The sequence below is a fragment of the Sphaerothrix gracilis Ecp01 genome (assembly GCF_030405905.1).
Classification (GTDB): Bacteria; Cyanobacteriota; Cyanobacteriia; order Phormidesmidales; family Phormidesmidaceae; genus Sphaerothrix; species Sphaerothrix gracilis.
The window spans coordinates 131,620-150,122 of record NZ_JASATW010000005.1; the positions used below are offsets into that span (position 1 = coordinate 131,620).

At 53.5% G+C, this 18,503-nt stretch carries 16 protein-coding genes; 9 read left to right on the forward strand and 7 right to left on the reverse strand.

All coding sequences use genetic code 11. From position 1 onward, the window contains the following. Positions 1-38 precede the first annotated feature (38 nt). The gene (locus QJQ48_RS07025) at positions 39-1,490 is read left to right on the forward strand and encodes a glycoside hydrolase family 13 protein (RefSeq protein ID WP_346290499.1); all 1,452 of its coding nucleotides are present in this window, start codon (positions 39-41) and stop codon (positions 1,488-1,490) included. Between the two features lie 5 nt (positions 1,491-1,495). On the opposite strand, the gene QJQ48_RS07030 is transcribed toward QJQ48_RS07025, so the two are convergent. The 3 genes from QJQ48_RS07030 to QJQ48_RS07040 all read right to left on the reverse strand — a co-directional run bounded on the left by QJQ48_RS07030 (position 1,496) and on the right by QJQ48_RS07040 (position 4,536). Further along, on the reverse strand, positions 1,496-2,485 hold the full coding sequence (locus tag QJQ48_RS07030) for an MBL fold metallo-hydrolase (RefSeq protein WP_346290500.1): 990 nt from the start codon (positions 2,483-2,485) through the stop codon (positions 1,496-1,498). Positions 2,486-2,602: 117 nt separating this feature from the next. Then, a complete protein-coding gene (locus QJQ48_RS07035; RefSeq protein WP_346290501.1) occupies positions 2,603-2,917 on the reverse strand; it encodes a hypothetical protein in 315 nt (104 codons plus the stop codon). Between the two features lie 89 nt (positions 2,918-3,006). Further along, on the reverse strand, positions 3,007-4,536 hold the full coding sequence (locus tag QJQ48_RS07040) for a CPBP family intramembrane glutamic endopeptidase (protein ID WP_346290502.1): 1,530 nt from the start codon (positions 4,534-4,536) through the stop codon (positions 3,007-3,009). 159 nt (positions 4,537-4,695) lie between these two features. On the opposite strand from QJQ48_RS07040, the gene QJQ48_RS07045 reads away from it, so the two are divergent. The 3 genes from QJQ48_RS07045 to QJQ48_RS07055 all read left to right on the forward strand — a co-directional run bounded on the left by QJQ48_RS07045 (position 4,696) and on the right by QJQ48_RS07055 (position 8,081). Further along, positions 4,696-6,063 (forward strand): histidine phosphatase family protein, encoded by a 1,368-nt coding sequence (locus QJQ48_RS07045; RefSeq protein WP_346290650.1) that lies wholly within the window; start codon positions 4,696-4,698, stop codon positions 6,061-6,063. Between the two features lie 7 nt (positions 6,064-6,070). Next, on the forward strand, positions 6,071-7,324 hold the full coding sequence (locus QJQ48_RS07050) for a dihydroorotase (RefSeq protein WP_346290503.1): 1,254 nt from the start codon (positions 6,071-6,073) through the stop codon (positions 7,322-7,324). Positions 7,325-7,559: 235 nt separating this feature from the next. After that, the gene (locus QJQ48_RS07055) at positions 7,560-8,081 is read left to right on the forward strand and encodes a CHRD domain-containing protein (protein ID WP_346290504.1); all 522 of its coding nucleotides are present in this window, start codon (positions 7,560-7,562) and stop codon (positions 8,079-8,081) included. 203 nt (positions 8,082-8,284) lie between these two features. On the opposite strand, the gene QJQ48_RS07060 is transcribed toward QJQ48_RS07055, so the two are convergent. Next, entirely contained in the window at positions 8,285-8,530 is a 246-nt protein-coding gene (locus QJQ48_RS07060) for a hypothetical protein (protein WP_346290505.1), read from the reverse strand. 387 nt (positions 8,531-8,917) lie between these two features. Here QJQ48_RS07060 and QJQ48_RS07065 point away from each other — a divergent pair, with 387 nt between their 5' ends. The 3 genes from QJQ48_RS07065 (at position 8,918) to QJQ48_RS07075 (ending at position 13,598) form a co-directional block, all read left to right on the forward strand. After that, a complete protein-coding gene (locus QJQ48_RS07065; RefSeq protein ID WP_346290506.1) occupies positions 8,918-11,398 on the forward strand; it encodes an ATP-dependent Clp protease ATP-binding subunit in 2,481 nt (826 codons plus the stop codon). 107 nt (positions 11,399-11,505) lie between these two features. After that, positions 11,506-12,330, forward strand: coding sequence for a 4-hydroxy-tetrahydrodipicolinate reductase (gene dapB / locus QJQ48_RS07070; RefSeq protein WP_346290507.1), 825 nt, complete (start codon positions 11,506-11,508; stop codon positions 12,328-12,330). 542 nt (positions 12,331-12,872) lie between these two features. After that, on the forward strand, positions 12,873-13,598 hold the full coding sequence (locus tag QJQ48_RS07075; RefSeq protein ID WP_346290508.1) for a phosphate ABC transporter permease: 726 nt from the start codon (positions 12,873-12,875) through the stop codon (positions 13,596-13,598). A gap of 113 nt (positions 13,599-13,711) precedes the next feature. On the opposite strand, the gene QJQ48_RS07080 is transcribed toward QJQ48_RS07075, so the two are convergent. After that, complete coding sequence (locus QJQ48_RS07080) at positions 13,712-14,668, reverse strand: diguanylate cyclase (RefSeq protein ID WP_346290509.1); 957 nt, start codon at positions 14,666-14,668, stop codon at positions 13,712-13,714. 374 nt (positions 14,669-15,042) lie between these two features. Between QJQ48_RS07080 and tpiA the strand changes: the two genes are divergently transcribed. Then, positions 15,043-15,771, forward strand: coding sequence for a triose-phosphate isomerase (gene tpiA, locus QJQ48_RS07085; RefSeq protein WP_346290510.1), 729 nt, complete (start codon positions 15,043-15,045; stop codon positions 15,769-15,771). 51 nt (positions 15,772-15,822) lie between these two features. Further along, a complete protein-coding gene (locus QJQ48_RS07090; protein ID WP_346290651.1) occupies positions 15,823-16,512 on the forward strand; it encodes a lipoate--protein ligase family protein in 690 nt (229 codons plus the stop codon). Between the two features lie 83 nt (positions 16,513-16,595). On the opposite strand, the gene QJQ48_RS07095 is transcribed toward QJQ48_RS07090, so the two are convergent. Then, the gene (locus tag QJQ48_RS07095) at positions 16,596-16,829 is read right to left on the reverse strand and encodes a hypothetical protein (RefSeq protein WP_346290511.1); all 234 of its coding nucleotides are present in this window, start codon (positions 16,827-16,829) and stop codon (positions 16,596-16,598) included. A gap of 58 nt (positions 16,830-16,887) precedes the next feature. After that, entirely contained in the window at positions 16,888-18,225 is a 1,338-nt protein-coding gene (locus QJQ48_RS07100) for a hypothetical protein (protein ID WP_346290512.1), read from the reverse strand. Between the last annotated feature and the right edge of the window lie 278 nt (positions 18,226-18,503).

Sequence of the window (18,503 nt, forward strand, 5' to 3'; positions counted from 1 at the left end):
CCAGTAGAAACGAGTAGAAGTGTAGGGGTAGAAAGTAGATGGATGTCCAAACGCCCGATTGGGTCAAACATGCGGTCTTTTACCAAATTTTCCCAGACCGTTTTGCCCGCACCCATCGAGTTCACAATAAGCCTGAGATGGCCGTTACTCTGGAGCCTTGGAATGCAACGCCTACGCTGACGGGCTATAAAGGGGGCGATCTCTGGGGGGCAATTGATAAGCTCGACTACCTGAAAGATTTGGGCATTACGGCGCTTTATCTGACCCCGATTTTCCGCTCTCCCAGCAATCATCGCTATCACACCCACGATTACTACCAGGTTGATCCGCTTCTAGGAGGCAACGAAGCGTTCGCGGACTTTTTGGCAGCCGCTCACCAGCGCGATCTGAAAGTGGTTTTAGATGGCGTTTTTAATCACGCTAGCCGGGGATTCTTTTTCTTCAATGACATTCTAGAAAATGGGCCGCATTCTCCCTGGCTAGAATGGTTTCAGGTCGATCAATGGCCCTTATCTGCCTACGACGGTTCGCTACCGGCTAACTATATTAGCTGGGTTGATAACCGAGCCTTACCCCAGTTTCGTCACAGCAATCCGGCAGTGCGGGAGTACATTATGCAGATTGCCGAATACTGGATTGAGCAGGGGATTGACGGCTGGCGCTTAGATGTCCCGGCTGAAGTGGAGGTCGAGGGCTTTTGGCAAGAGTTTCGCGATCGCGTCAAAGCTATTAATCCCGATGCCTACATCGTGGGGGAAATCTGGACAGATGCGCGGCAATGGCTCGACGGTACCCAGTTTGACGCCGTGATGAACTACCTCTTCACCGGGCCGACCCTGGCTTTTACAGCGGGCGATCGCGTCGTGATGGAGCATGTAGAAGCGCCTGAATACTATCCCTATCCGGCCCTAGACGCAGCCGGCTATGCCGCCAAAATGCAGCACCTCCTCGACCTCTATCCCTGGGAAATTCAGCTAGCTCAGCTCAACCTCCTCTCTAGCCATGACGTTCCCCGCGCCGCGACGGTGGTGGCCGAAGACGCCGCCAGCTACAATCTGGCTTTGCTATTGCAGATGACCTTTCCGGGGACTCCCTGCATTTACTACGGCGACGAAGTGGGCCTTGTCGGCGGCATGGATCCTGAAAATCGGCGGGGATTTCCGCCGGAAAAAGACTGGAACTCGGACTTACTGGCAACTCACAAAACCCTGATTGCCCTGCGACATCGGCATCCGGCATTAAGAACGGGCACCTACCAGGTAGTGGCTACTGAGGGGCTGTGCTATGTGTTTGAGCGATCGCTGCCAACAGAAACCGTACTGGTGGCGGTAAATGCAGGGGAAACCGCCGCCGTAGTAGAGCTGTCCAAGTCTCAGCTAGCTTCAGATAACTTCCCCCAAACCGTCTTGTATGGTTCTGGGGAAGGAGAATGGTGCGAGAAAACCCTGAGGCTTAGCCTGCCAGCCCGCAGCGGCTTGGTCATGGGCTAGGGCGGCTACAGCGCCTTCAGTTTAGAGGCTTGGGCTTGAAAATACTGCTCAATGGCAGCGGCGTCGTCATAGCCCAAGGTGAGTTGCTGGTAGGCGACTTCTAAGTTGCCGGGAAAGAGATCCTGAAATAGATAGTCTTCGTACTGATCGGGCAGGGGAGTTTGGGCGATCGCTTCTGCCTGTGATAGCTCCTGAACTTCCCAACTCAGGGCGAAGGCTGCTAGGTCATCGAGGTAGCTGCCGAAAGCGTCGAGGCCAGTGCGGTCGGTGACTGGCCCGTGTCCTGGCAGGATACGAGCCGTGCTGTAGTCGGCTGCGAGCTGCTCCAGGGTGGACTGTAGGGTGCGAATATTGCCGTCTGCTAAATAGGGAATCCGCCGGTTGAACACTAAATCACCCGTCATCAGCACGTCTACGTCAGGCACATAAACAATCAGGTCGGTGCCGCCAGAGTGACCGTCAAACTCGGTGAAATTGACTTGGCGATCGCCCAGCCAGATTTCGCCCTCGCCGTTGACAATTACGCCGGGGGGCGTAGCATTGGGATCCATCTCCAGATTGCGGCTAAGCATGAACTCGCGGATGGGGCCGCGCCCTAGAATGGCGTAATCTTTGGCTGCCGCCGCGGCGTTGCCACCGGAGTGATCAAAGTGATAGTGGGTGTTGACGACGTAGCGGATAGGCTGGTCGGTGAGAGTGGCCACCGTCTCAAACATCAGGTCAGCCAGGTCGTCACTCTGAAACGGATCGACTACCAGTACCCCCTCAGAGCCGATCACAATACCGCCATTGCAAATTGCCGCGCCCGGATTAGCAGGCGGAAAGTCAGTGCTGGCAATCAGGCCATAAACCCCCTCCCCTAGCTCTCGCAGCGTCAGTTCGGCAGATTCTAAAGTTGGCTGAGTCTGAGCCGGAGCGGGAGCCTGCAGGCTAATAATGCCTGTGAGGGTAGCCAGAATCAAAACTAGGGCGATCGCCCACTGACGAAGTTTCATAGCAGTTCGTTTGACCCAATGCAAAGCGTTCTATACGGATTTGAGCTTGAACTGGTGGCGGCTATGCAGCCTGCTTAAATATTGTCTCTTCGCCTAACTATACGGCTGCCTGGCCCTTTAGAGCTGATCGTTGGTATAGTTAAACTCCATTTCAATGCCGCCAATAGCCGAAGCCGCCAGGTTGTAAATGACGGCGGTGATAATACCGCCAATAAAACCAATGATGGCGTAGACAATGGGGATAAAAATAATAGCGCCAATGCCCCCCATCATGCCTGCCATTGGGCTATTGCCGACTGAGCTTCCCATCGACAAAGACATCAAAGCAAAGAAAGCACCCAGAATAAATCCAAATACCGCCAGGATTAGAGCCTGAATTTTACCTACGGATAAAATATCTAGGCTTTTAATCATCACTTTGCGACTTGCCATCAGTCTTGCTCCTTAGAAATAAGGTGTCATTTCAGCCAGTCCAGTGTATTCACCTGGCGGGATGAGAGGGCAAAATTGCAATGTTTCTTTTACGTTGCGCTACCTAAGAGCAGTAAGCCAATCATCGTCGCGCCATTCCAGAGGCTGTGCAGCAGCATGGGGGCCAGCAGGCTGCGCGATCGCGTATAGACAAAGCCTAAAATTGCCCCTAACGTCATCAGCGGTATCACTTCGGACAGGCTGAGGTGAGCCGCCGCAAAAATGAAGCTGCTGAGCGCGATCGCTCCCCAAACAGGCATATAGCGCGTCAGCGAGGGCAGCAGAAAGCCGCGAAACAAGACCTCTTCAAACAGCGGTGCCGCGACGGCGGCGGTCAGGAAAAAGATCAGCAGCGAGATCTGATCGCTCTCTTCCAAAACGGTCTGCAACAGCGGATTTGAGCCACCCTGCCCCTGCCAGAGCTGCTGATTCAGCACTGAGACGCCAATCATCAGCGGCAGCGCCACCAGGTAACCCCCTAGTCCCCACTTCCACCAGTTACCGTCCCAACGGAAGCGAAACCAGCCTTGGGGCAGGGGACGATAGCTACGCACCGACAGAAACAAAACACCAATGCCAATGGCCGCCATCAATAAATAGTAAGACATGGCATAGAGCGCCCGGCCTCGGCTGCCCAACGCCAGAGCATTGATGCCTAATCCGCCCAACAGCAGCGGCAGGAAAATTTGCCCCGTGAAGAAGAAGCCCACGATCAACACCTGCCAGATAGTTTCTGCCGTCCAGGGGGTTTCCCAGGTCAGTTCTGCATTGTGGGCCAGAATCGCTGTCTTACCGCTGACAAAGCGCTGCACCACCACAAACAGCAACAAAGCCGCGCCCAGAACACAGCCAATCACGGGCACCGTGCCGATCAGCGCCAGTTTGACCAGGGTTTTTTGGGCCACGACTTGCTCATTTGCCAGTAGTTGGCTCAAATCGGTTTCCCGTTCCTGCAGCCTGTACAGACGCTCTAGCGCTCGGAAACGAAACCAGCTATCTAAGTTTTGCCGCAGTAGGGGTTCAGCCGTGGCTGAGGCATCGGCCGGTTGCTGCCATAGTCCGGCTAGCACATCAGCCGTCTCACCCAGCTCTCCGCCAGAATCAGCTAAGTTTTGCCAAGTGGCGATCGCCTCTGCCGTCTCCCCTTCCTTCGCTTTCAGCAGGCCCAAACGCAGATCGAGCTGCTGCACTAAGCGCGTCTGCTGTTCAATCGCAGCCTGGAGCTGACTGGGGCGAGCGGCTGCGGCCTCGGCAACGCTATCAGGCAGAAGTTTAGCAAGCTGAGACTGAGACTGAGAGAGGTTATTTTCGGCCTCTGCTTTGACTTCGCTGTACTGCTTCAGCGTGGTTTCAATCGGATTTTTGCCCAGCAGCGCCTGCCTTAGACCTTTGACCTCCGCTGGATCAGCGTCAATCTCTTCGCCCTGCCACTCTGTTGCCTGTAGCAGCAAATCGGTTTGATAGAGCTGTAAGCGGGTGGTCACCTGGGGCTTATTGAGACTGCTCAGCAAAGAAGACGCAATAGCGATCGCCACGACTGCGCTCAGTAAAATCAGCACAATCCGTTTAATCAAAGTCATAGCTACTCTTAGCCCTAGGCAAAACCGTTCTGTCGGCATGTTTCTCTGAGCATTATGACACCGTTTTCTAGTGGTTCCAGGATTGTGTTCTATCAGGTGATGGCAAGCGACCACATCACGGTAGAATCTTGACGGCTGAGCAACCGAGAGGATAGACCCCTGAAAACCCGCGTCGTTCTTGTCCGTCATGGTCAAAGCACTTACAACGCCCAGAGGCGAATTCAAGGCCACTGCGATGATTCTGGCCTCACCGAGCTGGGCCAGCAGCAGGCCCGTAAAGTTGGCTCGGCTCTGCTAGGCATTCCCTTCCAGGCCGTGTATGCCAGTCCGCTGCAGCGAGCTAGTCACACTGCCGAACTGATTGTTGAGGTACTGCGATCGCAGACCCCTACAATTCCTAATCCCACCCTGGACGCGGATCTGCGGGAAATCAGCCTGCCCCTGTGGGAGGGGATGAGCTTCAAGGACGCTGAAGCCCAGTATCCGGCAGAATTTAGGGCCTGGCGATCGCAGCCAGAAACGCTCAAAATGCCCGTTCCAGATGACTCTGGCGCAGAGGCAGACTTCTACCCGGTGCGATCGCTATTTGAGCAGGCCCGGCGATTTTGGCAGTTTTTGCTCAGTAAGCATCAGGGGCAGACCGTTTTGCTGGTGGCTCACAGTGCTATCAACCGCGCCCTGATTGGCACCGCCTTAGATCTTGGCCCAGAACGCCAAAATAGCCTGCATCAGGCCAACTGTGGCATCAGTATTTTGAACTTTACAGGTGACTGGGGCGATCCGGTGCAGCTAGAGTCGATGAATATCACCAGCCACATGGGGGAGCCGCTGCCGACTATGCGATCGCGGCACAAAGGCCCGCGGCTGCTGCTAGTGCGCCACGGCGAAACCGAATGGAATCGACAAAAACGTTTTCAGGGTCAAATTGATATTCCGCTGAATGAGAACGGCATTGCTCAGGCCGAAAAAGCGGCTGAGTTTCTGAAGTCGATTCGGCTTGACGCGGCTGTTACCAGTCCGCTCCTGCGTCCTAAAGCCACAGCGGAAGCTATCCTTAAGCACCATCCCCATCTCACTCTGGGGCTAGAAGATCGACTGAAAGAAATTGGGCATGGCGAGTGGGAAGGCAAGCTAGAAGCCGAAATCGAGACGGGCTATCCCGGCCTGCTGGCCCAGTGGCAAAGCGCTCCCGAAACCGTGCAGATGCCAGGAGAAGGGGGAGAAAATCTAGAGCAGGTGTGGCATAGAGCGATCGCTGGCTGGCAGCAAATTGTCGCTGACCACAGCAATGCCTCTGCCCCCGTGACGGTAATGGTGTCAGCCCACGACGCTGTGAACAAGGCGATTTTGTGCCACGTAGTAGGGCTAGGCCCGGATCATTTCTGGTGCTTCAAGCAGGGCAACGGGGCAGTGAGCGTGATTGACTATCCCGATGGCGTTGATAGCCAGCCCGTGTTGAGCGCTTCTAACATTACCACTCACCTATTCGATAGCATTTTCGATCGCACTGCAGCCGGGGCGCTTTAGGCAGTCGATGACCACAACGCTGATTCAGCAGGTGCGCGTTCTTGATCCGGTGAGCCAAACGGATCAGATTGCAGACGTTCTGATTGAGGCGGGAGTTTTGCAGGCGATCGCCTCTCAGTTGCCCTCCTCTGAATCCGCCGAGGTAATAGACGGACGGGGCAAGCTGTTTGCCCCAGGGCTAGTGGACTTGTACAGTCATAGCGGCGAACCGGGGTTTGAATCGCGTGAAACCCTAAGCTCTCTGCAGCAGGCCGCCGCCGCTGGCGGATTTACCCGCGTGGGGCTGCTGCCCACCACCCAGCCTGTAGCTGACAACCCAGCCGCGATCGCCCAGCTTAAAACACCCGGCCTGTTTCCCTGGGGAGCGCTGACCGTTGCCGCTCAGGGCCAGCAGATGAGTGATCTCGTCGAGCTGGCTGCCGCCGACGTAGTGGGTTTCACCGACAATCGCCCGCTCGATCACTGGCTGCTGCTGCGACGGCTGCTGGAATATGCTCAGCCCTTGCAGAAGCCAATTGCTCTTTGGCCCTGTAGCCAAACTCTGACGGGCGGGGCGGCACGCGAAGGCATAGATGCCCTGCGATTGGGGCTGCCCGGAATACCGGCGATCGCTGAAACAACGGCCTTAGCGGCGCTGCTAGAATGCGTTGCTGCAACAGGCACGCCGGTTCATATCATGCGGGTTTCAACGGCCCGCAGCGTGGCGTTGATTGCCCAAGCTAAGGCAGCCAGATTCCCCATTACGGCCAGTACGACCTGGATGCATCTGCTGTTCAGCACCGCCGATTTAGCAACTTATGACCCAAATCTGCGCCTTGATCCGCCTTTAGGCACGCCGGCTGACCAGCAGGCTTTGATTGAGGGAGTACAAACCGGGACAATCGATGCGATCGCGGTTGATCACACTCCCTATACTTACGAAGAGAAGACGGTTCCCTTTGCCCTAGCTCCCCCCGGCGTGATTGGTTTAGAGCTGGTCTTGCCTATCCTTTGGCAGCGATTTGTCGCCTCTGGGCAGTGGTCAGCCCTGCAGCTTTGGGCTAGCCTCAGCCAGCAGCCAGCCAACTGTCTCACCCAGGCACCCCCTACCTTAGCGGTTGACCAGCCTTTGGAGGCTATTCTGTTTGAGCCGCAGGTTGCCTGGGCAGTAACCGAAAAGAGGCTGAAATCACTTTCTGCCAACACCCCCTGGCTGGGACAGACCCTAAACGGACGGGTGCTGCAAAACTGGTCAGGGTTGGGCCGTCAGGCTGGGATCTAAGTTGCTGACGGATACAGCAAATAAACCGATCTGTGCTAGCTGCTATAGCGGCAAGGCCGAAAGCCTGAGAAATACGCCGCAATCTCCAGCTTCTATCGGCAATCTCTGGTTTATGTAGCAAAATGCATCCAAATTAGCCTTGAATCCGTAATACTCTTAGAACTTGGCCGCAATGGATGCGGATCGGTTCTGTTCACCTTTAGAGTTATCAAAGCATTAGCTGGACATGAAAAATATGCAGAAAAAAATGCAAACTTTTGGCCTTGTCGGCGGCACTCTGGCGCTAGCATTTGGCGTCGGGCACGTTGCTCGCGCGGGGCATACCAATACGCTGCTGTCAGCAGACTTAGATGGCAGTGCGGTTGTTGGCAGTGCTGCTATCAGTGACGAAATAGTTGGAGATATTACTGGTACAGGCGAGGCTTATGTCTTCGGCATTGATGGAGATGAAACGACCCTCTGCTACACCCTGGAAGTCGCCGGGATCCAGCTTGTGCCTGTGGGTGAAGGCATAGCCGCGCACATCCATGAAGGGGCAATGGGCGAAAATGGCTCCGTTGTAGCTGCCCTGGCTGGCCCTGAGGATGGCAATGCCGCTGACTGCCTGACTGAGGGAGAAGAAGGCAAATTTCCGACTGGGGAAGCCGGTATTGTTCAGCGCATCCTGGACAACCCTGACGACTTCTACGTTCAGGTTCACAATCCGCAGTATCCGGACGGAGCAATTCGAGGACAGCTGGCAGGAACGCACCACTAAGCTCGCTGCTTGGCTACCGCTCTGCTTTTCATTAGGTTCGCTCGGCTGCGCCACAGGACGTTGCTCCCGTGGCGCGATCGCCCTGTTGGTAAAGGCTAAATCAGCTCAGCTTGTTGCCCGCTATGGCCAGCAGCTCTCACCTAGCTGTAGGCGGCCTGCTTACCAAAATTTTCTGCTGCCCATGTTGCAGTCGGTAACGAAAGTTAAGCGGTTGCCGAAGTCGTGACGGCTTTGCTGCTGCGCTGCTGCGTTTCATGAGGTTCTAGGTGATAGCCCAAGACCTGAACACCCTTGCAGAAAACCCCTAGCTTTGGGTGCATTTCAAAGGCGGGCTTTTTCTTTTGCGCCCATTCTTGCTCAGTGAAAATGAGAAAACGCTGATTGCCGCGAGCTAATCGAACTGGGATCCGGCGACTGCGAGAAACTAATGTGTGAGTTGGCGTAAACATGACTAACCTTGACGCTTCAATTTTTGACCTCTAAAAGCCCTGAAGATAGGGCAACGTAGCCCCTCAGCTTCACCGGGCTGCATTTGTGTGAATTCAAGTTAACAGATAATGTTAAATTGTGTAAATACTTCTCAGGTAGGACGTAACCTGTGCTGAAAAGCGATCGCTCAGTAAGTTTGTAAAAAACTCCGCAAATCCTGACCCTACTCGCCTTGCTTCGGCTCTCCTCACTGCCAATTGCCCACATTTATCGTTACATTGACAATCAAGACAGGAAATATAAGTTAACAGGTTTCATGACGGCGTTGAAGACAATGCAATCAACAGCGCTTCTTACAGCTCTCAAAGGATGCGAGAGCTTACACATTCTGGTAGAGGATAGACAACATGTTTGAACGGTTTACCAACACAGCGATCGCTGTCATCCTAAGAGCGCAAGAAGAGGCTCGCGCCCTCGGCCACAGCTTTGTCGGCACAGAGCAGCTATTGCTAGGACTCCTGAAGGAAGGTACAAGCGTTGCCGCTAAAGTTTTAGACGACGTTGGCGTGGCCCTGCCGGAAGCTCGCAAAGAAGTTGAGGCCATTATTGGTCGGGGCAAAGGCAAAGTGCCGGCAGAAGTTCCCTTCACCCCTAAAGTTAAGCAAGTTTTCGAGCAGGCATTTCAGGAAGCTCGTAAGCTCGATCACCCCTATATTGAGCCAGCCCACATTCTGCTCAGCCTGACCCAAAGCGGCGAGAGTGTGGCCTACAAGGTGCTGAATAATTTAGGCGCTAATCCGGCTGATATTCGCACCCGGCTGATTCAGTCTCTGGGAGAAGCAGCAGCGGCAGCCCCTGCAGGGGCTCCCAGCCGTCGCGGCATGTTCCAGCAGTCCCCCCAGCGCTCTAAAGGTAAGGCTTTAGAGGAGTTTGGCAACGACCTAACCCAGCAAGCCGCTGATGGCAAGATTGACCCGGTCGTGGGCCGTCACAAAGAAATTGAGCGCGTTATCCAAATTTTGGGCCGCCGCACGAAGAATAACCCGGTGCTTGTGGGTGAGCCCGGCGTGGGTAAAACCGCGATCGCTGAAGGCTTGGCTCAGCGCATCGTCAATCAGGACGTACCGGAGAGCCTGCTAGAAAAACGGGTCATCAGCCTCGATATGGGCTTAGTGGTTTCCGGGACTCGTTTCCGGGGCGACTTTGAAGAGCGTCTCACCCAGATTATTGCGGAAGTACGCCAAGACCCCAACGTCATTCTAGTGATTGACGAAATTCACACCCTCGTTGGAGCCGGTTCTCTCGATGGCGGCATGGATGCGGCTAATATGCTAAAGCCTGCATTGGCCAGAGGCGAACTGCAGTGCATTGGTGCCACTACCCTAGATGAGTACCGCAAGCACATCGAGCGTGATGCGGCTCTAGAGCGTCGCTTTCAGTCTGTGATGGTGGCTCCGCCTTCCGTTGAAGAAACCCTGGAAATTTTGGAAGGGCTGCGGGGACGCTACGAGCAGTTCCACAATCTGCTGATTTCTGATGACGCTTTAGAGGCGGCTGCCAAGCTTTCTGATCGCTACATCAGCGATCGCCACCTGCCCGACAAAGCCATTGACCTGATCGATGAAGCGGGTTCACGTGTGCGCCTGCGTCATACCCGGCCCACTGCCAAGAAAGAAATCAAGCGGGCGCTGCGGCAGGCTAAGCAAGATCTAGACAATGCCGTACAGGTGCAAGACTTCACGAAGGCAACTGAGCTGCGCGATCGCCAGCAGGATCTGCTGCAAGAGCTAATGGAGGCAGAAGGCGAAATCAATAACGCCGAGCGGCCCACGGTGGACATGGAAGACATTGCTGACATTGTCTCTTCCTGGACAGGCGTTCCCGTCAATCAGCTCACCGAGTCTGAGTCCGCCATGCTGCTGCACCTAGAAGATACGCTGCATGAGCGGCTGATTGGTCAAGAAGAGGCTGTGGTTGCGGTTTCTCGCGCCATTCGCCGCGCCCGTGTTGGTCTAGCTAGCCCCGATCGCCCCATTGCTAGCCTGTTCTTCTCCGGCCCTACTGGCGTGGGTAAGACGGAACTAGCTAAAGCCCTAGCAACAGCCGTCTTCGGGGCTGAAGAGGCCATGATTCGTCTAGATATGTCCGAATTTATGGAAGGCCATACAGTGTCTAAGCTGATTGGCTCCCCGCCGGGATATGTCGGCTATGACGAGGGCGGTCAGCTCACAGAGGCAGTACGGCGTCGGCCCTACACCGTCATTCTGCTGGACGAAATTGAGAAAGCGCACCCGGATGTGTTTAACATTCTGCTGCAGGTGCTAGATGACGGTCGCCTCAGCGATGCCAAAGGTCGTGTCGTCAGCTTTAAGAATACGCTGCTGATCATGACCTCCAATATTGGCTCTAAGGTGATTGAGAAAGGGGGCGGCGGTCTTGGCTTTGAGCTGGGCTTTGAAGATTCAGCTACGGCCCAGTATCATCGCATCCGCAATCTGGTCAATGAGGAGCTAAAGCAGTTCTTCCGCCCAGAAATGCTGAATCGTTTAGACGAAATTATCGTCTTCCGTCAGCTTAACCGCGATGAAGTCATCGAAATTGCCGAGCTTATGACCCGTGAGGTAGAGAAGCGCCTCAGCGATCGCCAGATTACCCTGCAGCTCAGCGCAGCCTTCAAAGAGCGGCTGATCACGGAGGGTTACGATCCTAGCTACGGGGCTAGACCGATGCGCCGCGCGATCGCCCGCCTGATTGAGGACAATTTGGCTGAAGCAATTCTGGCAGGTGAGCTGGAAGACGGCGATACCGCGCTGCTAGACGTAGACGATGACGGTCAAATTCGGGTCAGCCCGGCCCGCGAACCGGCTCTAGCTGGCGCAGCCCGTTAATTTAGCTGACTTGTCTATCCTGAAAAACTGGCTCCCAGGCTGCGGCCTGGGAGCTTTTTTGCGCAATTCATGCCTACAATGCCCATGTGGCGAACTGCGGAGACATCATGACGAACCAAACTACAATTCCAGTCGTTGTCAATGGCGCCTGCGGCAAAATGGGCCGCGAGGTGATCAAAGCGGTGTCTCAGGCTGAAGATATGACGCTGGTGGGGGCCATCGACAAAAATCCGGCAGTGCAGGGACAAGATATTGGCGAAGTGATCGGTGGTGGGCCGTTAGAGATTCCGGTGATGGCCGATCTAGAAGCGACCTTAGTGATGGCCCAGTCGGCAGGGCAGGCCGTAATGGTGGACTTCACGCACCCCAACACGGTTTATGAAACCACCCGCGCTGCGATCGCCTATGGCGTCCGTCCTGTCGTTGGCACCACTGGCCTCAGCGTCGAGCAAATTCGCGATCTAGCTGAGTTTGCTGATAAAGCCAGCACAGGCTGCCTCATTATCCCTAACTTTTCGATTGGCGTGGTGCTAATGCAGCAGGCAGCTCAGCAGGCAGCCCAATATTTTAACCACGTCGAAATTATTGAGCTGCACCACAACCAGAAAGCAGACGCCCCTAGCGGTACAGCGGTGCAGACAGCGCAGATGTTGGCTCAGGTGCAGCAGACGTTTAATCCGCCCGAAGTCGAGGAAACTGAAAAAATTAGCGGCTCGCGCGGGGGGACTACAGCTGAAGGCATTCATATTCACAGCGTTCGCCTGCCGGGGCTGATTGCTCATCAGGAAATTATCTTTGGCGACCCAGGGCAAATCTATACGCTACGCCATGACACCAGCGATCGCGCTTCTTTTATGCCCGGTGTTCTTCTCTCTATCCGCCGCGTAATGCCGCTTAAGTCGCTGATCTATGGCTTAGACAAAATCCTTTAAACTTTGCTTTTCTAAGCAAAGTTTCTAACTCAAAAGAGTTGACAAAATTGCCAATATTAAACTGGGTTTGCTGCCGAAAAATCGCTGTCAAGCTGGCAGCCACAAGATAGCTGAAATTGCTCCGCCCAATTAACCTTAAAAAAAATTGCCTGACCCATATAGCCCCCCGGGTCAGGCATTTACCTGTAAGGATGCTTGTAAGCAAAGAACCGCCGCATCTAAATTGCCCCCTAAGATGCTTTGGTTTTCTCTGCCTGCCTCCTTCAGAATTGATTCCATTGTGCTATTTAATCCCAGGTAATAGCTTCGCCATAACTACCGAAAATCATAAAAAAAGGCGTTGAAGAAAAGCAGCAAGATTCCGTGAAAACACGAGATATTTTCTAATTTCCGCCAAAATGGCAAAACTCAGCCCAAACAGGGGAACAATCGCTGCCCTATCTGCATCTACTAACAGTTTGATACTCGACTGCGATTGTCGGCTGCTATCCTAAGAACACAATGCCTTTTACCTGGCGGTTCTCCCTTTTACAGCGAAGCCTATGCTGGTACCCTTGACCCGCGAAAAATTCGACGAGTTGCTGCCCGGCCTCGCTACTGGCGAACAGTATCGCCACTACTGGGGCAGTCTTTCTGATTTTCTGCGGCGCTTGCTCATTTCTGTTGTCGCCGGGGTTGTTGTATTTATTGCCCGTTTAGTGCTGGGTGAAACTTTTGATCCCTTAACTTTCACGGCAGGTACCATTGCCGGTCTGTACTGGCTTTGGAGTCCGGTCTGGCAAGCCAGCCGTCGCAACCGCTGGGCCAGGCGCAGTTCCTACAGCGGCTTTTGGCGGGGAAAAGTTCTGGATGTCTTTGTGACAGACGAAGTCGTTGGTACGGAAGAAACCGTCAACAACCGGGGAGAACTGGTCATTGTTGAAGACAGGGAGCGCTACCTCAACCTGGAAATTGGCGATAAAACAGGATTTACAACTCGCGTGCAGGCGGTGCTAAAGCGTGACCATCGGCTAATTCGGCGCGGCGATATTGCCGAAATGTTGGTGCTTTCTAACCGGGAAGATCTCAGCCGGATTAATCTGATCTCGGATGTTTATGTGCCCGACCATAAGCTTTGGGTGGGAGACTATCCCTATCTGCGCCGGGACATCTTTTTAGAAGTGCGCCAGAAGCTGTTGTCAAATCGCTCCTATCGTCGTCCTCGCCGTGAAGTTGAGCCAATGTACGACGATGACTATCCGCTGCCGGCTGAGGACTCTTATAGATAGCTGCTGGCTTAACGGCCAAATATGGCATAGGAGTCGCTGAGTCCAGCTTCAGGGCCGCTGCAAGATGAACAATATCAGCCTCCGGCGGCTAGGAAAAACTCCAGCCGCTCAAATCAGATGAGAGGCGAATTGGCGTCATGCCCCGTTAGGCTAACGACCTGGTTGCGCCCCTGAGACTTGGCGATATATAGAGCTGCATCTGCCCGGGTAATGATAACGTCAATACTTTTGTCTGCGGGAAGATAAATAGATAAGCCCAGACTAACGGTGACTTGCAATGTTTCTTCAGCGCTAATGGCAATTTCTAAATCCGCGATGGTCTGACGGAGGCGCTCAGCTACGTCCTCAGCCTCAGGGATGCTGGTTTCCGGCAGCAGCGCAATAAATTCTTCGCCCCCGATCCGGCCCAGAGTATCGCCCATGCGCAGGGTCTTCGCCGCTACGGTAGAGATTTGCTGCAAAACGCGATCGCCCGCCTGATGACCATAGTTATCGTTGACCATTTTGAAGTGATCGATGTCAAGCATAACCAACGCTAGCGATCGCCCGTAGCGTCTGGCACGTTCAAACTCTTTAGTAGCCAGTTCCAAGAGATAGCGGCGATTGGCAACGCCTGTCAGTTCATCCGTGGCCGCCAACTTTTCTACTGCGGCTAAAGCCTGTTTTAGCTCATCCCGTACTTGCTTAAGCTCTAAATGCGTTTTAATCCGCACGAGCAACTCAAAATGATCATAGGGTTTCTTGATGTAGTCAACGGCTCCTAGCTCAAAAGCCTGCAGCAAATTATCTTGATCGTCGCTAGCAGTGACAAAAATCACCGGAATATCTGCTGTTTGGGCATCACTTTTAAGCTGCTGACAGATTTCTAGCCCGCTGATATCGGGCATCATCAAATCTAGCAGAATTAGATCGGGCAAAACGCTATGAGCTTTGGCCCAAGCCTGCTGACCGTTACTAGCCGTGAGCGTACAATAACCCTCCTGGTTTAGCACAAAGCTAGTGACCTGAAGGTTATCGTCGATATCATCTACCAGCAGTATCCGAAATTTCTCAGGATGAAAACTAGTCATCTCTGTTTGGTTGGTTTATGGCCAAAGCATTGTTTACCCGTTAAAAGTCAGCTGTGCATTCTCAGTGGTCATCGCCATTGGACATTTCCTGCTGCCTGATTCTGTAGGCAGCTCAAGACGCAAGCTTTATCTACCAATAATCGACTTAATTTCAGCTTAATCAAGTTATGTCTCATTTTGCCCAAATTACTGAGGCTAATCATCCCTAAACTGGCATAGCCGCTAAGACTCAAGCCTACTGAGTTGGCACTATCTCAGTGCTTAAAGGATGACTTACCTGATCTTGCAGTTAGCAAAATTGATTCTAGTAGACGTTTCCCGGTAGGATGCAATGATGCATGTGTAGATTGAAAAAGCTGTTCAACTGAAGACCTGTGCGTAAGATTGTTATCGCTGGCAACTGGAAAATGCATAAGACTCAAGCCGAAGCGCTAGAGTTCTTGAAAGACTTTTTAGATCACCTGAGCGAAACGCCTGAGGATCGGGAAGTTATTTTATGTGTCCCTTTTACCGTACTCAGTACCCTCTCCAAAAACTTACATGGGGGTCGAGTGCTGGTCGGCGCTCAAAATGTCCACTGGGAAACAGAGGGCGCTTACACGGGTGAGGTTTCGCCGCTGATGCTGAAGGAGTTAGGGGTTCGCTATGTGGTTATCGGTCACAGTGAGCGCCGACAGTATTTTGGTGAGACAGATGAAACTGCTAATCTGCGCATTAAAGCGGCCCAGCAGGAAGGGCTAATTCCTATTCTTTGCGTAGGTGAAACTAAGCAGCAGCGCGATGCTGGAGAAACGGACGCCCATATCGCTCAGCAAATCAAAAAGGGTTTAGAGGGTGTCGATCAAAACAGCTTGATCATTGCCTATGAGCCTATTTGGGCTATTGGCACTGGCGATACCTGTGACGCCTCAGATGCTAATCAGGTGATTGGCCGCATTCGATCGCAGCTTAAAAATCCAGACGTGCCGATTCAGTATGGTGGCTCAGTTAAGCCTAATAATATTGATGAAATTATGGCTCAGTCTGACATTGACGGCGTTTTGGTCGGCGGTGCCAGCTTAGACCCGACAGGATTTGCTCGCATCGTCAACTATCAGTCATAGGTGTCGCGCTGGCGGTATATTCCCCCCGTTGAGGCTTCTGGGTCTGAGCAAATGGCCCTCGATCGCTGGCTACTAGAACAGCATCGCTGTGGTCGGCTGCCGTCGGTGCTACGGTTCTATCGCTGGCAGCCTGCCACAATTTCTCTGGGCTACCATCAGCGCCGCTATCCCGATCGCTGGCGAGATCTAACCTGGCAGGGCCAGCCCGTGCCGCTGGTGCGCCGCCCTAGCGGTGGGCGGGCAGTTTTGCATCAGGGAGATTTGACCTATGCTGTCATCACATCTGATTTTGCCGGTAGCCGTCAACAGGTCTACCGGCAAATTTGTCAGTTTTTGCTGCAGGGCTGGCGATCGCTAGGCGTTTCTCTGCGCTATGGCACCGCAGGTCGCGGCTACATTCACCATCCCGGCTGCTTTACCACCGCAACGGCGGCTGATTTAGTGCTTGACGATGGTACTAAGCTAGTCGGCAGCGCCCAGTACCGACAGGGAAATGCTTTGCTGCAGCATGGCTCCATGCCGCTGCGAACAGAGGCTGATTTGTTTTGTCAGGTGTTTGGGGCAGACAAGCCGCCGCCTGACCTCTCAGCAGTCGTAGGTCATCTCACCGATCAGCAAGTCATTGCCGCCCTAACAGCGTCAGCCGGAGCCTGCTGGTCAATTGAATTAAAGACTCAGCCGCTAACAGCCGCTGAATTTCAGGCTGCTACTCAGGAAGCTGACAGGTGGCAGGTTACTTAGACCTGTCTACCTGTCTACGCTGCTGAGGCATGTGATCTGAGCCAAGCTAAAACGCGATCGCTCTGCACTTCAGCAGCACTCCATCAGCTTTGAAACAGTGGCGAAGTCTCGATGCGTCGATCCACCCAGCGACGCGCCTTATAAATAGCTTCACGGCGGCTGAAGACGCCACGTACAGCAACGGCGCTGCCCCAGGCATAATCGACCCAGGCGGCATAGAGCGGTTGGCCGTCAAAGTCGCTTTCGTCAATCGCGATGCGAAAGCCACGGTAGTCAAAGGCAAAAACGATATGGGGATAATCAGGTTCAAGAATCACAGGCTTGGATAACCCAGAATTTTATCTATCTTATCGATAGCCCACTGGCCCAGCAAGGTTAGTCGGGGCGACTACGATCTTCGAGTCGCTTTTGCCACTGGGCGTCCAGTTTTTCCCGCTGCTCAGCCTCTTGCTCAATTAAATCTTGCTCAGTGGTATAGGCCAAATCGTCCTTGTTAACCACAGTGCGACTGGCAAACTGCTCGGCATAGCTGAGTTTCTGCTGTACTTCGCTGCCCGCCCGGTTAAAGGCGATCGCCCGCTGCTGGCGCGACTCGTTACGCGACTCAATCTTGCCGTTGCGCCACTGTACCCAGAAGTAACGCACTAGGGGAATGCTCAGAAAGGCTGTACCGTAAGCAACTAGCAGCCAGTAAATGGCATCGACAAAGGCGACTAAACCACCCAGTTCGGCAACAAGCGCCTGATCCTGCAGCAAATTGCCCAATACCAAAGCGCCGATTATGTTGGCTGCACCCAAACCAATCGCCAACATAATCTGGCCGGAACTAGCCACGCTGAACTGACGGGGAAACTCTTTCAGGTACGCTGCGACCGAAGCGCCGCGGCGATCGCTGGCCGTAACCTGTAGCTCTGGGAAGCGGTAGACCAAACTGCCGCCAGGGGTGACTTCGGGCTGGCCGTTGAAACGGCTGAGGACAGGCAGCATATAGTCTTCGTATTCCTTAGACCAGCCCTCTCCTAAATCATCTAAATAAGGGGCAATTTGCTCAGCGACTACTACACCACCTGAGTTGCGAATGACGGTGCCGATGGTTTGCCAGCGCCGCTCTTCTAGGTCGGCATTGGGATCGCCATCACCAAACAGAAAGGAGAAAATTGCCTCAAAAAAGTTCAGTTCACTGTGAGTTCTGGTTCTGGCTCTAGCTGGCTGCTGGCGGCGATAGCCACGATCATAGTGAAAGAACCAAAACAAGTCTGGCCCAAACCAAAGGCGCGGCACGAAGATAAAGCCGCCGCCCCCGCCTCGACTGCCGCCAAACCCGCCCCCGTTGTCATTATCTGAGCGGGAAGAGTTCATCGCAATCAGCAGAATGGCAATGGTGATGAAGATTAGAGCGATGGAAGCCAGCAGCAGAATGCCAAAGGAAATGCGAATCAGGTAGAACAATACGCTCCACACTTTTTCCCAAGTTTGCTGCAGTCGCAAGCGCCAGTATTTGCTCTGCAAAATGCCGCGAAAGTTGCGGGGAAACTCATAAGCAATTTCTCCCGCTTCTGAAACTTGTAGGTGGGCCTGAGTCTCGGAGGCCAACGCCAGCAGGTCAGACTGGGCCACTTGCACATTTAGCCCTGCCTGAGTGGCAACATCCCCTACCGTGACGCGATAGTCAAGCTGCTCGACGGCCTTCATGACCGCTGCATTGAGAGCCATGCGATCTCTCCAAAGGAAACATTCTTAAGTACCAGTATAGGAAGGTATTCCCTAAGTTACCCAGTGCGGAGAACCGCAGCAAAATGAAAAACTACTCTTTATCTCAAGACTAAACCTTTTTCTAAAGAATATTGATTTGCCAATTTCAAGACTTTATAGCTTTTTTAAGCTCCTTGTTCATTTCTTCATTTCTTCTATATTTTTTAAACAAGAGAGGTCTTTGTGCCTCAACTTAGGTTTGCCTGATTTGAGTATCAAGAATTATCAAATTGAAAGGT